The 13522-nt window shown below is 65.9% G+C and carries 11 protein-coding genes and 1 pseudogene; 1 reads left to right on the forward strand and 11 read right to left on the reverse strand.

Features of this window, described 5'->3' with window-relative positions:
- Positions 1-64 precede the first annotated feature (64 nt).
- The 5 genes and pseudogenes from FWJ67_RS08800 to FWJ67_RS08820 form a co-directional block, all read right to left on the reverse strand.
- Positions 65-1273 (reverse strand): ABC transporter substrate-binding protein, encoded by a 1209-nt coding sequence (locus FWJ67_RS08800; protein WP_414482708.1) that lies wholly within the window; start codon positions 1271-1273, stop codon positions 65-67.
- Between the two features lie 320 nt (positions 1274-1593).
- Positions 1594-2118: pseudogene (locus FWJ67_RS08805) on the reverse strand (ABC transporter ATP-binding protein); the annotation flags it as partial.
- Positions 2115-2924, reverse strand: coding sequence for an ABC transporter ATP-binding protein (locus FWJ67_RS08810; protein WP_414482709.1), 810 nt, complete (start codon positions 2922-2924; stop codon positions 2115-2117). The gene FWJ67_RS08810 and the pseudogene FWJ67_RS08805, both read right to left, overlap by 4 nt.
- Positions 2911-3945 carry a branched-chain amino acid ABC transporter permease gene (locus tag FWJ67_RS08815; protein ID WP_414482409.1) on the reverse strand — a complete coding sequence of 345 codons (1035 nt, stop codon included), beginning with the start codon at positions 3943-3945 and terminating at the stop codon, positions 2911-2913. Before FWJ67_RS08815 ends, FWJ67_RS08810 begins: the two co-directional genes overlap by 14 nt.
- A complete protein-coding gene (locus tag FWJ67_RS08820; RefSeq protein ID WP_304172546.1) occupies positions 3936-4859 on the reverse strand; it encodes a branched-chain amino acid ABC transporter permease in 924 nt (307 codons plus the stop codon). Before FWJ67_RS08820 ends, FWJ67_RS08815 begins: the two co-directional genes overlap by 10 nt.
- Before the next feature lie 273 nt (positions 4860-5132).
- Between FWJ67_RS08820 and FWJ67_RS08825 the strand changes: the two genes are divergently transcribed.
- Complete coding sequence (locus FWJ67_RS08825; protein ID WP_414482710.1) at positions 5133-5738, forward strand: DedA family protein; 606 nt, start codon at positions 5133-5135, stop codon at positions 5736-5738.
- 53 nt (positions 5739-5791) lie between these two features.
- Here the strand turns inward: FWJ67_RS08825 and FWJ67_RS08830 are convergent, their stop codons facing one another.
- The 6 genes from FWJ67_RS08830 to FWJ67_RS08855 all read right to left on the reverse strand — a co-directional run bounded on the left by FWJ67_RS08830 (position 5792) and on the right by FWJ67_RS08855 (position 13301).
- Positions 5792-7027 (reverse strand): Gfo/Idh/MocA family protein, encoded by a 1236-nt coding sequence (locus FWJ67_RS08830; RefSeq protein ID WP_414482412.1) that lies wholly within the window; start codon positions 7025-7027, stop codon positions 5792-5794.
- 66 nt (positions 7028-7093) lie between these two features.
- A complete protein-coding gene (locus FWJ67_RS08835) occupies positions 7094-8098 on the reverse strand; it encodes an ABC transporter permease (RefSeq protein ID WP_369686557.1) in 1005 nt (334 codons plus the stop codon).
- A 32-nt stretch (positions 8099-8130) separates the two neighbouring features.
- A complete protein-coding gene (locus tag FWJ67_RS08840) occupies positions 8131-9132 on the reverse strand; it encodes an ABC transporter permease (RefSeq protein ID WP_414482711.1) in 1002 nt (333 codons plus the stop codon).
- Entirely contained in the window at positions 9125-10636 is a 1512-nt protein-coding gene (locus FWJ67_RS08845; protein WP_414482411.1) for a sugar ABC transporter ATP-binding protein, read from the reverse strand. Before FWJ67_RS08845 ends, FWJ67_RS08840 begins: the two co-directional genes overlap by 8 nt.
- 174 nt (positions 10637-10810) lie before the next feature.
- Positions 10811-11857: an ABC transporter substrate-binding protein gene (locus FWJ67_RS08850; protein ID WP_304172552.1), complete on the reverse strand. Its 1047-nt coding sequence runs from the start codon at positions 11855-11857 to the stop codon at positions 10811-10813.
- A 109-nt stretch (positions 11858-11966) separates the two neighbouring features.
- A complete protein-coding gene (locus FWJ67_RS08855) occupies positions 11967-13301 on the reverse strand; it encodes an ROK family protein (protein ID WP_414482712.1) in 1335 nt (444 codons plus the stop codon).
- Between the last annotated feature and the right edge of the window lie 221 nt (positions 13302-13522).

A 13522-nucleotide genomic window follows, 5' to 3' on the forward strand; every position in this document is an offset into this window, starting at 1 on the left:
CGCCACCAGACGAGGCGGCCACCGTCCGGTGGCCGCCTCGGGTTCTGTCGGCCGCGGCAGGCCTTCAGGGATTGAAGATCTGGAGGGTCCCTGTCCCGCTCTCCCACTGGCCGAAGGTCACCGGGGCGTAGGTGCCGTCCACCTCCCGGGCCACCATGGCATCGTACACGCCCACGGCCGCGTCGCCGTTCCCGTCCAGGAGCTTGTGGCCGCTGGCCCCGAGGAAGAGGCGGGCCACCTCCGGGAAGGCGTCCCGGGCCCGGGCCCCGTCGTACTCACCCACCACCAGGGTGGTGAGGGCCGCGAGCCAGGCGGCGTCGTACATGTACAGGGCCCATGGGCTCGGTTCCTGGCCGTACCGCTCCCGGTACTTCTGCTCGAACGTGGCCCGCACCGGGTTGGCCGGCGGGGTGGGGAAGAAGCCCTTCATCTGTACCTGGGCCATGAAGGCTCCGATCTCGAGGGGCGCGTGGGGCGGGAAGAACGTGGGTGAGAAGGCATCCTTGCTCCCATACCAGCGCGCCTGCCGGAGAGTGGGGTTGAGACGGGCGTGGCCCAGGATGTTCAACCCGTCGGGCTGGAAGGCAACGAGCATCACCGCCGTCTGCTCCACGCCCAGCTGGCGGAGCCTCCGGGCCAGCTCGTTCACCTCGGCCGCGTAGTCTCCCTGGTCGGGATCGTAGGCCAGCAGCTCAGCCCGGTTCCCGGCCGCTTCGAAGGCTTCCTTCAAGGCCTGGGCCATGCCGGCCCCATAAGAATCACCGCGGTGGAAGATGAGCACCTGCTCGAAGCCGTCCCGCTCCAAGAGGGCGGCCACCGCGCGCCCCTGGAGGGTGTCGGGCGTCACCAGCCGGTAGAGGAAGTCGTCGGGGATGGCCAGGGCGGGGCTGGTGGACGACGGGCTGATCACCAGGATCTGGTTGGCGTTGGCGAAGGCCCGCAGGCCCGAAGCGGCCCCGCTGGACCAGGGCCCGATGACGATCTGGACCCCCGCGGCAGCCAGGCTCTCCAAGGCAACCAAACCACCCTCAGGCGACGTGCCCGTATCCTCAATGATCAGCCGGAAGCGGACGGGCGAGCCGACCCTCTCGAGTAGGGCGTGGATCTCTTCAACAGCCATGGTGGCCGCGTCCCGGAGGAAAGGCCCTTCCGCGGCTCCGCCGCCCGTCAGGGGGATGAGCACCCCGATGGGGTAGGTGGTGGTCTGAGCCCAAGCAGCGCCAACGGTAGCCAGCAGGAGCCCAAGGGTAAGAGCCAAGATCCGCAACCGCACAGGAACGCCTCCTTTCAGAAGTATGGGACGGACCTCAGAGACAGCGAAGCCAGCCAGAGCGGCCAAGGGCGAACTGGGAGACGACAGCTCTAGAAGCGCTGGGAGCGTCCGAAAACCCGGTTCACCACCTCCCCATGCTGGGTGATCTCGCTGGCTGGCCCCTGGGCCACCACCTCCCCGTTGACCAGCACGTAGGCCCGGTCACTTACCTCCAGGGCCCCGGCCACGTTCTGCTCCACGAGGAGGACCGCGACCCCCTCGGCACCGATCTGCCGGATCATCTGGAAGAGGTGATTGGCCACGCTGACGCTGAGGGCGGCCGTCGGCTCATCGAGCAGAAGAAGGCGGGGCTGGCCCACGAGGGCCCGGGCCATGGCCAGCATCTGGCGCTCGCCCCCGCTCAAGGTGCCGGCGGGTTGGCGCCGCCGTTCGGCCAGCCGGGGGAAGCGCTGGTAGCTCCGGTCGATGGCCTCCCGGATCTGGGCCCGGCGCCAGCCGGCCTGGACGAAGGTGGCCATCTCCAGGTTCTCCTCCACCGTTAAGCCGGGGAAAACGTTCTCCCGCTGGGGCACGTACCCGATGCCGGTTCGGGCCAGCCCTTCGAGCGCCAACCCCGTCACGTCTCGATCGTCGAGGAAGACCTGGCCGCCGAAACGGTCCGCGAGCCCGCAGATCCCTTTGACCAACGTGCTCTTGCCGCTGCCGTTGGGGCCCAAGACAGCCACCACCTCGCCGGGGTCCACGTGGAGGGAGACCTGCTGGACGATGACCGCCTTCCCGTAACCGGCCGTCATCTGGTGGACCCGGAGCCGGGGAGCCGGTGGGGCTTGCCGGAGTGGGGTCATGGGTGGGCTCCCTCCCGGCGCGGGCCCCAGTGGGCGGTGCCAAAGTAGGCCTCCAGCACCCGGGGTTCTTCGGCGATGGCGCCCGGCGGGCCATCGGCCAGGAGGCGGCCCTGGTGGAGGACGAGCACCCGGTCCACGTGATCGAAGAGGAGGTCGAGCCGGTGCTCGATGGTAAGCAGGGTGATTCCCTGCTCCTCCCGCAGGCGGCGGAGCTTCTGGAAGATCCCCTGGGCCAGGGCGGGCGCCACCCCCGCGGCCGGTTCATCCAGGAGGAGCAGGCGGGGCTGGCCCATCAGGGCCCGGGCCGTCTCCAAGAGCTTCATCTGGCCGCCGGAGAGCTCCGAGGCCAGGAGCGGGGCCTGCCCGGCGAGCCCGAAGGCCGTGAGCCACCAGGCCGCCCGCCGGGCCGCCTGGCGCTCGGCCTCCACGAAAGGGCCGGGCGCCAGGGCCGCGGCCAGCCCTTCCCCAGGGTGGTCCTTCTCAGCCACCAGCATGTTCTCGAGCCCATCCATGCTGCTGAAGAGCCGGGGGATCTGGAAGCCCCGGACCAGACCGAGGCGGGCGATCTGGTGCGGCGGCAACCCGACCAGTGACCGGCCAGCGAACCGGATTTGGCCTCCGTCGGGCCGTTCCACCCCCGAGAGCAGGGAGAAGAGGGTGCTCTTGCCGCTCCCGTTGGGACCGATGAGGCCCACCCACTCCCCCTCGGCCACGGTGAAGGTGAGGCCGTCCACGGCCGTGATGCCGCCGAACCGCTTGGTGAGCCCTTCCACTTCAAGCAGCGGCACTGGTTCAAGAAGAGACACCGAGGTGGCGCACCTCCTCCCGGGCGGCGGTCCGGACCCGGCCTTCGGGGACCAGCCCTTGCGGCCGGTACAAGATCAGAAGCACTAGGAGCACGCCGATCAGCGCGTGGCGGGCGTAGTTGATGTCCACCGGCAGCTGCAGGCCCAAGAGGGCTAGGAAGGAGGGGCGGGTGAAGCGGTCGATGGCGGTCATGATGAGGGTGCCCGCGACCACGCCCCGGTGGTTGCCCGCCCCGCCCAGGATCACCATGAGGAGGACGGTGAAGGTGAGCTGGCTGTCGAAGTCTTCGGTGCCGACGAACTCGGTGAAGAAGGCGTACAAGACGCCGGCCACCGCCGCCAGGGCCGATCCCACGGCCATCACCTGGGCCTTCACCCAATGGGTCCGCTTCCCCAGGACCTGGGCCGCCAGCTCGTCATCCCGGACCGCCTTCATCAGCCGCCCGAAGGGGGAGTGGGTGATCCGCTCCACCAGGACGTATGCGCCCGCTGCCAGAGCCAGGACCAGGCCGGCGTAGGCCAAGCCCCGGGGTCCCGCTCCTTCGATGAAGCGGAAGGGGTTGGGGATGCCGCCCAGGCCGTGGGGCCCCCCGATGAACCCTTCCGTCGCCCGGACGTACACCCGGGCGATCTCAGCCACCACCAGGAGGATCAGGGCCAGGTAGACATCCTGCACCCGGAGGGCCGGGGAGGAGAGCAGGGAACCCAAGGCGGCGCCCACGAGGGCCGCGAGGACCAGACAGAGCAGGAAGAGCCCGATGGCGAGCCACGGCTCCGAGCGGGCCAGCTCTTCCCGGAAGACGGCCGCCTCCGCCGACCAGGGCACCAGGCTGGCCCCGCCCAGGGCCAGCATGAGGCGGGAGACGACAAAGGCGCTGGTGTAGGCCCCCACCGAGTAGAAGAAGACCTTGCCGAAGTTGGGCAGCCCCGTCAGGCCGTACTCCAGGTTCATGCTCAGGGCCAGGATCAGGTAGATCCCAAAGAAGGTGACAAAGGAGACGACGAGGGGCGTCAGATCCACCGGCGCGACCTCCCTGGGGTAAAGAGGTCTCCTAGACCCGAGGGTCGGAAGAGCAGGACCAGCACCACCATGGCAAAAGTGATCAGGGTGCGGAACTCCAACGGCACGCCGGCCCAGGCGTTGGCCAGGGTGATGCCCACGTTCTCCCCCAGACCCACCACGTACCCGCCCAGGATGGTGGCGTAGACGTTGGTCAGGCCGCCGAGGATGGAGGCGGCCGCCAGCCGCAGGAAGAGGAGCGCGCCCAGGGCGGGCTGGATGTTGGCGTAAACCGCCCAGAACCCCCCGCCCAGCCCGGCCATGGCGCCCGCGATCAGCCATGCGAGGCGCCGGAGGCGGGCGACGGGGATGGCCGATGCCCGGGCCAGGTCAGGGTTTTCGGCCAGGGCTCGCATGGCCTTGCCCGTGCGGCTCCGGGTGAGAAAAAGGTGGAGCAGCAGAGAAAGGCCCAGAGCGGCCGGCACGACCTGGAGGTGGAGGCTGGTCACCGCGGCGTAGCCGACGAAGCCGACCAGATCCACCATCACCCGGGCTTTGATGTTGAGCCAGCCGCCGGCGTCGGCCGCCAGGTAGATGAGGTGCCGGAGGATGATGGAGGCGCCAATGGAGGCGACCAGCAGGTAGAGGGGCGAGGCCCGCCGGGCCATCAGGGGTTTGTAGATGAGCTCATCGAGGGTGAGGGCGGCGAGGGCTCCGGCTGCGGCCCCGAGGACGAGGGCGGGGAGCAGGCTCAGCCCGCTCAGGTTGACGGCCAGGGCGGCGGCGTACGCGCCCAGGGTGACCAGCTCCCCGTGAGCAAAGTTGATCACCCGGCTCACGGCGTAGGTGAGGGTGAGCCCGACCGCCATCAGGACGAAGAGACTCCCCATGAGGATTCCCTGAAAAAGGGACGGCGTAAGCTCCTCCCAAGGCATGACGTGGCTCCTTACGGGGCGGGCCGGCACGATGGCCCGCCCGAGTCCGTTCTCTGCTTCGAATCCGGCACGATGGTTGGGTTCCATTCGGCTGATGTCCCAAAAATCCTTCCAAAACGGAGGTGTGACGGGTTTCACACATTAGTGAGCGCCGGTCGGAGGCGGGGCGAATGGGCCTCGCCGTGGGGCGCCCCCCTGGAGGATTCATCCCCCTTCAGTCCGAAGGTACCCCGAGTGTGGCCGGCGTGGACCAGGACGGGGAGGATGGATGGCTTGGACTGGGCGTTGAGCGTGATGGAGCAGTGGGGGTACCCGGGAGTGGCGCTTCTGGTCTTGCTGGAGAACCTCTTCCCGCCCATCCCGTCCGAGGTGATCCTCCCCTTCGCCGGGTTCCTCACCACCCGGAGCTCGGTCACCATTCTGGGGATGGTGGCCGCAGCCACCCTGGGCTCCGTTCTGGGGGCCTTCGCCCTCTATCTGGTCGGGGCCTGGTTCGGCCGGGAGCGGATCCTCTGGATCGCGTCCCGGTACGGGCGGTACCTCTCCGTCAAGCCCGAGCATGTGTTCCAAGCGGAAGGGTGGTTTGAGCGTTACGGCCCTACCGCCGTCTTCCTCTGCCGCATGGTGCCCATTATGCGGAGCATCATCTCGGTGCCAGCTGGGCTGATCCGCATGGGCCTGGCCCGTTTCGCCCTCTACACCGCGCTCGGAACCCTCATCTGGAACACCACCTTGGTCACCGTGGGCGCGCTCCTGGGGGCCTCGTGGCCCCTGGTCTCCAGGTGGGTGGGGTACTACCAGGACGTGGTCATCGTTCTCATCCTTACGGGCGCGGTCCTCATCCTTGTCCGGCTTCTGCTCCAGCGGCTTCGCCGGTAGCAAGCGAGGAGAGGGGAGTCCCCCTCTCCTCGCTCCTGTTTTCCATCCGCCTCTTAGTGCGCCCGCTCGATCAACGACCGCGGATCCCACGCGCCCCGGCCTACCGCGGGGACAAATTCCTCCACGTTGTCAGGGGAAAAGCGGAGGGTCTGGCCCAACTCAGCCGAGCGGTAGGCGGCCATGAGGAGCTGGGTCACCAGGAGACCGTCGTGCAGGGTTTCCCGGGGCATGCGGCCTTCGGCGAAGGCGGTCGTCATGTGCCGGTTCTCGTCGGTGTAGCCGTACACGACCGCCTCGTCGCCCAAGTACGGCATCTGACCTTGCTCCGCAGACTGCTTCTCCACCAGGTCCTCGCCCGCGGGGCCCGTCACGTTCCGGCTGAAGAAGACCTTGGACTCGGGATCGAGGGTGTTGATCATCAGGGAGTACTCCGGTCCCAAGAGCTCGAAGGTAAGCCGCAGGCCTGCCCCGACGAAGCTCCAGGAAGTGTTGGCCTGCGCGACGACCAATCGGCCATCGGCCGTCTCATAAACGATCTCGACCGAGGCGTAGTCCTCGGCAGGCGCCCTGGTGTAATCCACCTCAGGACCATACTGCGCCTTGAGGAGTTCGGCGTACCGGGGCTGGCTCCACTTGAGGCTCGCGATGGTCGCGGTGATGGCTGCGGGGCGCAAGAAATCGGGTCGATCCGGGGGAGTGAGGAGGTACCGAGTGGCCTCCACCGAGTGGCACATCATGTCGCTCAGCACACCGCCGCCCTGGAGGTGTCCCTGCCAGAACCAGGCCTTGTGGGGGCCGCTGTGCTCTTCGGATGCCCGAGCCAGGTACGGCTCGCCGGCCAGGGCCGCCCCACGACGCCAGAGGATCTCCTTCCCTCGCACCACCGAGGGCGCAAAGACTTGGTTTTCGAGGTAGCCGTGGAGCAGACCAGCGCTCTCCACCAGCTCCAGGATGCGCCGGGCCTCCTGGACCGTCCGGGCCAGAGGCTTCTCAATGGCCACGGCGCGGATCTTGGATCGCCCAGCCTTCACCTCGTCGACGATCGCCTCGATGACCGGCAGGCGAGCGTAGTTGGGGACCAGGATCCAGACCGCTTCCACCTCAGGGTGGCGGGCGAGTTCCCGCACATCGGTGAAGACGGCGGGCTCCCCGACGCCCAGTTCCCGGCAGGCTTGGGCCAGCGCTTGGGCGGAGGCCTCCGTAGCGGAGGTGACGGCTACGATATCCCCATCCCGAACGCCCTGCCAGCTGCGGGCGTGGAAGTGCCCGATAAAGCCGCTACCTACCATACCGACGCCGATTCGACGCGCCACGATAGTCCCTCCTCATTTGCTGTTCTCCGGTTGTTTCCCGAGTCACTGGCGCAGGGCCCGTTGGCGGCCGTAGGCTGCCAGGAGGAGCACCAGGACCAGACCGTGGATGACTTGCCGTGCCGCCTCGCCCAGGCGGAGGGTGGTCAGGATGGACTGGAGCAGGGTGAGGACGATGGAGCCCGCCACCGTTCCCGTGTAGCTCCCCACCCCGCCGGCCAATGATGTTCCACCCACCACCACCGCCGCGACCGAGCGGAGCACGTAATCGCCGCCGATGTCCAGGAAGACCGTGGTCGTGTACCCTACGAAGAGGAAGCCGGCTAAGGCGGCCAACATCCCACTGGTGCCGTAGATAACCACCAGCATGGGCCGTACGTGGATGCCTGAGAGGGCTGCAGCCCGTCGGTTGGCACCAATGGCGTACAGCCGTCGGCCGAAGGATGTCCGGCCCAAGAGGAGCGACATCAGCACCGCCAGGCCAAGCCAGATGACCAGGATGCCTGGGATTCCCCCGATCCAAGGGCTCGTCACCAGCTCGTTGAGGATCGGTGCCGCTCGCCCCTTGGGGATGCCCTGGGTGTAGAGCAGGGTGAGCCCCTGAACGACGCCGCTCATGCCAAGAGTCATGACGAGCGGAGGAATGCGCAAGAAGGCGACTCCCACACCGTTGACAGCTCCCAGAGCGAAGCCCACAGCCAGGATCTGAGCCAAGGCCTGGAGGACGAGAGCATCCCGCCCTTGCGTGATGTGGGCGGTCATCACCGCCGCCAGGCTCATGACCGCACCCACCGACAGATCAATGCCCTCCCCACCCGAGAGGACCACCAGCGTCTGACCAGCGGCGACGATGCCCAGGAAGGAGGCGACGCGAAGGACGTTCAGTACCTGGCGGGTGCTCAAGAAGCCGGGTGACAGAAGCTCACCGACCACGAAGAGCACCAGGACGAGCCCGTAGGCGATGGCGCTCGGTGTGAGGAACCGCCTCAGGCGGACGGTGAGCGCCCCGGCATTGGGATCGAGGGGGGGCTGGGCCAATCCAGGATGCATCTCGCCGGACGGGGTGGCTCTCTGTTCTGAGGTCATGCGGACCGCCTCCTTCCCCGGCCGCCTGCCGCCAGGGCCAGCGCAGCGATGATGATGAGCCCTGAGATGAAGTCCTGGTAGAAGGGCGGGACGTTGGCAAAAAAGATGATGTTCCGGATCAAGCCCAGAACGATAGCACCTACCACGGCGCCGCCCGCCCCGCCCGTACCTCCGGCCAGTGGTGTGCCCCCGATGACGACGGCTGCGATGGTATTCATGGTGAGGGGGGAGCCGATCAGCGGGTCACCAGAGGCGATGTCGGCGGTGAGGAAGACGCCCGCCAGGCCGAAAAAGAGCCCCCCCAACCCGTAAGTGAGCATCCGGACGCGCTCCACGGGTAGACCACTGGCGAAGGCTGCTTGGGCATGGCCGCCAACGGCATAAAGGAACTGTCCCATCCGGCTTCTCTTGAGGATCACCCAGAGCAGGATGACCAGGATCAGTAAGAAGACCACGCTGGGGATCCCGAGGAAGCTGGCCCGATAGAGCCGGTAGAGGGGGATCGGGGCTTGCCCGCCCGGCACCGGGAGCACGGCCAGGGCCAGTCCCATCCAAACGAAGTTGGTGGCGAAGGTAGCGACGATGGCCTGCAGGCGGAGGGAGGCGACCAAGAGGCCGTTGAGAAGCCCCGCCGCGACGGCGACGAGCAGGCTGACCAGTACCGCAGCGAGGGTGCTCCAACCGCTCTCAGTCCCCCAGACACCCGCTAGGGAGACCAGAACGACGTTCACCAAGGTGATAATGCCGCCTGCGGAGAGGTCGATGCCCCCGCTGAGGACGATGATGGCCTGTCCCACGGCGGCTGCGATGAGGGGAAGAAAGGTGGCCAAGTTGGACCGGATTACCGGCAGGGTAAGGAGGTTGGGCTGGAGGATGGCGTTGACCACCAGCACCCCCCCGAGCACTCCCAGGCTGGCCAAGAAGGGCAGGCTCCGCCGGAGGACGGAAGGTAACGGGGGCCGTTGGATGATCAGGCGAGCATCCTGTCCATTAAGCATGGCTCATCCCCTCTTTCCTGTCCGACGATCCCAGGCGTAGAGAGGCACCTACCAACTCCTGCTCCGTCAGGCGCTCGCCCCGAAGTTCATCGACTACCCGGCCTTCGTAGAGGACCAGGATCCGGTCGGAGAGGGCTAAGAGCTCGCTGTCGTCGCTGGAGTTAAGGATCACAACCAGGCCTGCGTCACGAAGGTCCTCCACCACGCGGTAGAGCTCGTTCCGGGCCTGGACGTCGACACCCTTGGTGGGATCATCCAGGAGCAGGATCTTGGGTTCGGTGAGGAGCCACTTGCCCACCACCACTTTCTGCTGGTTGCCGCCGCTCAGTGTGGCCACTGAGTCGTCAAGGCTCCCAACCTTCACCTGGAGTCGGTTCAGCATGTGTCGGGCCGCGTTCCGTTCCCGTTGGAGCGAGAGCCATCCCGCCCAAGACCGGTGGGCCAGGCTGGGGAGAGTGATGTTTTCCAACACCGAGCGGATCATGAACAGCCCTTCCTGCCCGCGGTTGCCCGGCACCAACACCATTCCGTGGCGGATGGCGTCCGCGGGCTGGCCCAGCCGCACGGGCTTGCCGTCGATTTCGACCCGGCCGGCCGCGTGGGGGAGGTCGCCGAATAAGGCCCTCAACAGGTCCGACTGGCCCTGGCCCTGGAGCCCTCCCAGGCCGACCACTTCGCCAGCCCGGGCTTCCAGCGAGATCTCGTCCAAACAGCCTGCGACCCGAAGGCCCTCCACCCGTAGCCGGACGGGACGACTCATAGGTCGCGACCTACCTCTCCGCTCCAACACCAGGTCCTCACCCGTCATGAGCCGGAGAAGATCCCGCTCTGGCGTCTCCGCGAGATCCACTGTTCCGACCACCCGTCCGTTGCGGAGGATGGTTGCCCGCTGGCAAAGCTCGTACACCTCCCCCAACCGGTGCGAGATGAAGAGAATCCCCGTTCCAGCGGCACTCAGTTCCCGGACCACCTGGTTCAGCGCGTCCACCTCATGCCGCCGCAAGGAGGCGGTCGCCTCGTCGAGGATGAGGATCTCTGGGTCCCGGCTGAGGGCCTTGGCGATCTCCACAAGCTGTTGGTCCGCAGGCGAGAGTTGTCCCACGGGCTCGTGGAGGGGGAGGCGACGGTCCAAGTACTGCTCCAGCCGGTGGAGGACCTCAGCCGCTCGCTGCCACAGCGCCTCCCTGTGGATAAAGCCCGCACGGGTTGGTTCCCGGTTGAGGAGGACATTCTCGGCCACTGTGAGCTGGGGTATGAGGCTCAGCTCTTGGTAGACGGCGGCAATCCGCAACCGGTCCATATCGGCGGGGCCGCTGATCTTCTCGACGCGGCCCCGGATCCGTACCTCGCCGGCATCGGGCGCAACCACTCCCGTGACCACCTTGGCCAGGGTACTCTTGCCTGAACCGTTGGCGCCCAAGAGAGCGTGAACCTCACCGGCCTGGCATTGTAGGGATGCTCCGTCCAGGGCGACCACCCCGCCGAAGCGCTTGCGAATACCCACGGCCTCTAACAAGGGAACGGCGTTTCCGCCCACATTCACCCCCCCTTTGGTCAGGCGTCCGCGAGGCCAGCCCTGTGAAGAACCACGACTTCCCACGGATACGTGCTATCTGCCGTCAGCGAACGAGGCCCCCGGGGGAGAGCACGTTCCCCCCAGGGGCCGTCCAGTTTCCACTTACTTGAAATACTCGAGGGCTTCTTCCTCGGTCAGCCAACCATCCAGGGAGTAGGCATCGGAGAAGTCTTGGTACTGAGCCCACAGTTCATCGAAGTTTTCGTTGGTGACGGTGCCGGGGATAGGCACGTAGAGGGTGTTGCCCCGAGCCAGGATGCCGTCCTTGAACTCCCGGCCCAGGAGGACCTGCATACCAATGCGAAGACCGCTGGCTGCAATGCCCGGTGGGTTGATGACTCCGATACTCTTGAAGCCCCGGCTACGCAGATCGTTCCAGATCCGCATGTACCCGACCCGGGCTTCGCCGGTCATGACAGGGAGTTCCCGGCCCGAGTTGAGCACTGCCCGGAGCGCGCCCTCCGCCGTGCCGTCCTGGGCCCAGACCCCGTCGATCTCCGGGTAGGTGGCCAAGAGGTCAGACATCCGTTGCTGGCCCGTGGCCTGATCCCAATCGCCGTGAACCATGGTGAGGAGTTCGAGATCCGGGTACTGGCTGAAGACGTCCCGAGCGCCGCGCCACCGATCCTCGTTGGCCGGATGGCCCGCCAGCCCGTTGATGGCCACGATCTTGCCCTTGCCCCCCAAGGTTTCCGCCAGCCAGCGGGCCGAGATGCGGGCCCACTCAGCCTGGTCGATGACCACGTTGATGGCCTTGGGGCTGGTCACCTCCTGGTCGACCACGACCACCACGATGCCCCGGTCTACCGCTTCCTCGATGACGGGATTGAGGGCAGTCTGCGAGTTGGGGTTAATGATGATCAGGTCGAAGCCTCGGTTGATCATGTTCCGGAGCTGGGCAATCTGGGCAGTCACGTCGGGGCCGGCATGGTTTACGTAGAGGTCCCCGGTGACGAGCCCTTTTGCCTTGTACTCCTCGAAAACGACGCGAGCGCTCTCGACCATCTGGGTCCGCCATTCGCTACCGACGAAACCGTTGCTGATGGCAACCCGGAAAGGTGGTTCCTTAGCAGCTGCGGGTACCGCCAGAGCAACCGAAACGACCACCGCGAGGACGAAGACCGATGCCCAGCGCGTCCAACCGTGCATGGTAAACCTCCCTCTCCATTTCGGTTGTTGCTCGCCCTATCTGATGGTTACCGACTAGGGGTTTATCGGTAGCCAGCCATCCGTTATGCCCGAAGCGGGGTCTACGAGCCTACGAGTCATCCATCACCTCCCTCGACATCCCCTTGTGGCCACCTCGGGCAATGGTCAGTGGCACGATACCCTCCACCGCGACGGCAGCGGCACCGAGAAGGCCCGCTTGCTCGCCTAACTCAGAGATGAGGAGTTCCGGAACGAAGGGACTTGTTTGCACCAACCGATCTTGAACGGCGTCGCGGAGCAGGTCTCCAGCGAGGGAGACGCCACCGCCCAAAATGATGGCCTCGGGGTCCAACAAGACCACAATGTTCGTCAAACCCAAGGCTAGGTTTTCAGCTAACTGATCGAGAACGGCCCGTCCCACGGGGTCGCCTTGTGCGGCTGCATCCATCACCGCTTCAGCTGTCAATTCTGTGGACTGGAGTATACTTGCGTCTGCTCTTTCATGCTGCGAGAGCAGCTCGCGGGCCATACGTTCAATGGCTGGAGCAGCCGAAAGGCTTTCCCAACAACCGAAAGCGTCGCCGGGACTGGTTCGGGTAGAGGTGTGTGCCCGTATCCAATCCCGATCGATGGCGAGGTACCCGACTTCACCTGCGGCGTTAGCGTGACCCCGGTAAAGGCGCCCTTCGAGGATGAGCCCAGCTCCAATACCGGTCCCGAGGGCCACAAAGACAAAGTTGCGCATACGGCGCCCCTGGCCGTACCGTTGCTCCGCTAACGCAGCAGCGTTCACATCGTTCTCGACGAAGACGGGCATCCCGAGCGAGTCTTCCATGACCTTGACGACGGGCATGTCGACCCACCCAAGGGCTGGTGCAAGGGTAACGATGCCTCGCTCAGGGTCTGTTACCCCAGGGAGACCCAGACCCAGAGCGAGAATCCGGTCTTTCGGAACGGCGACCTCATCCATGAAGCGCTTCAGATGGGCGACGACTCCCTCAAGAATCTGCTGCGGATCAAGGCGAGTCGTACCGTTTCGTCCGGAGCCCGGTGTGGGTACAGCTTGGCTGGCGAGCAAACGACCCTGGAGGTTCACGAGCCCCATCTTCATCCGGGTCCCCCCGAGGTCCATGGCTAGGACGTATAACCGTTCGCCCCCAAGGCCGAGCAGTGTGGGTCTGCGTCCCCCGGTGGACGGGCCTTCCCCCTTTTCCACCACCAGATCCAAGTGGAGCAGTTCCTCAACGATGGCTGAGACGGTCGGCTGACTCAGGCCTATCTGGCGGGCCAATTGGGCGCGCGAGAGAGGCCCGTTCAGTCTGAGGGCAGTTAGAACGAGGGATGCATGTTGGATCCGGAGGTCTGAGAGCCGTGTGGGCTTCTCGATGGGCATGGAGGAGTGGAAACGAGTTCGGGACCGAGATGATTTGGGGCGTTCGGCCATGGTCTCACACCCATCGTCTGGCGGAGATACTTTGAATACTTTCCTAAGAAAGTTATTCGATGACTCGTATTCATCGCTCGACTACTGATTCCTGCATGCAACGACACAAAAGACAAAGTTATGTAGTATCCGCATTACATTGAGTTCCACAGCATGGGGCAGCAACTGGTACAACAGAACAATCATCATCAAAAGGAATCATACGTATTTACAAGAACTGT

The sequence above is a fragment of the Limnochorda sp. genome, assembly GCF_047459355.1.
Classification (GTDB): Bacteria; Bacillota; Limnochordia; order Limnochordales; family Limnochordaceae; genus Limnochorda.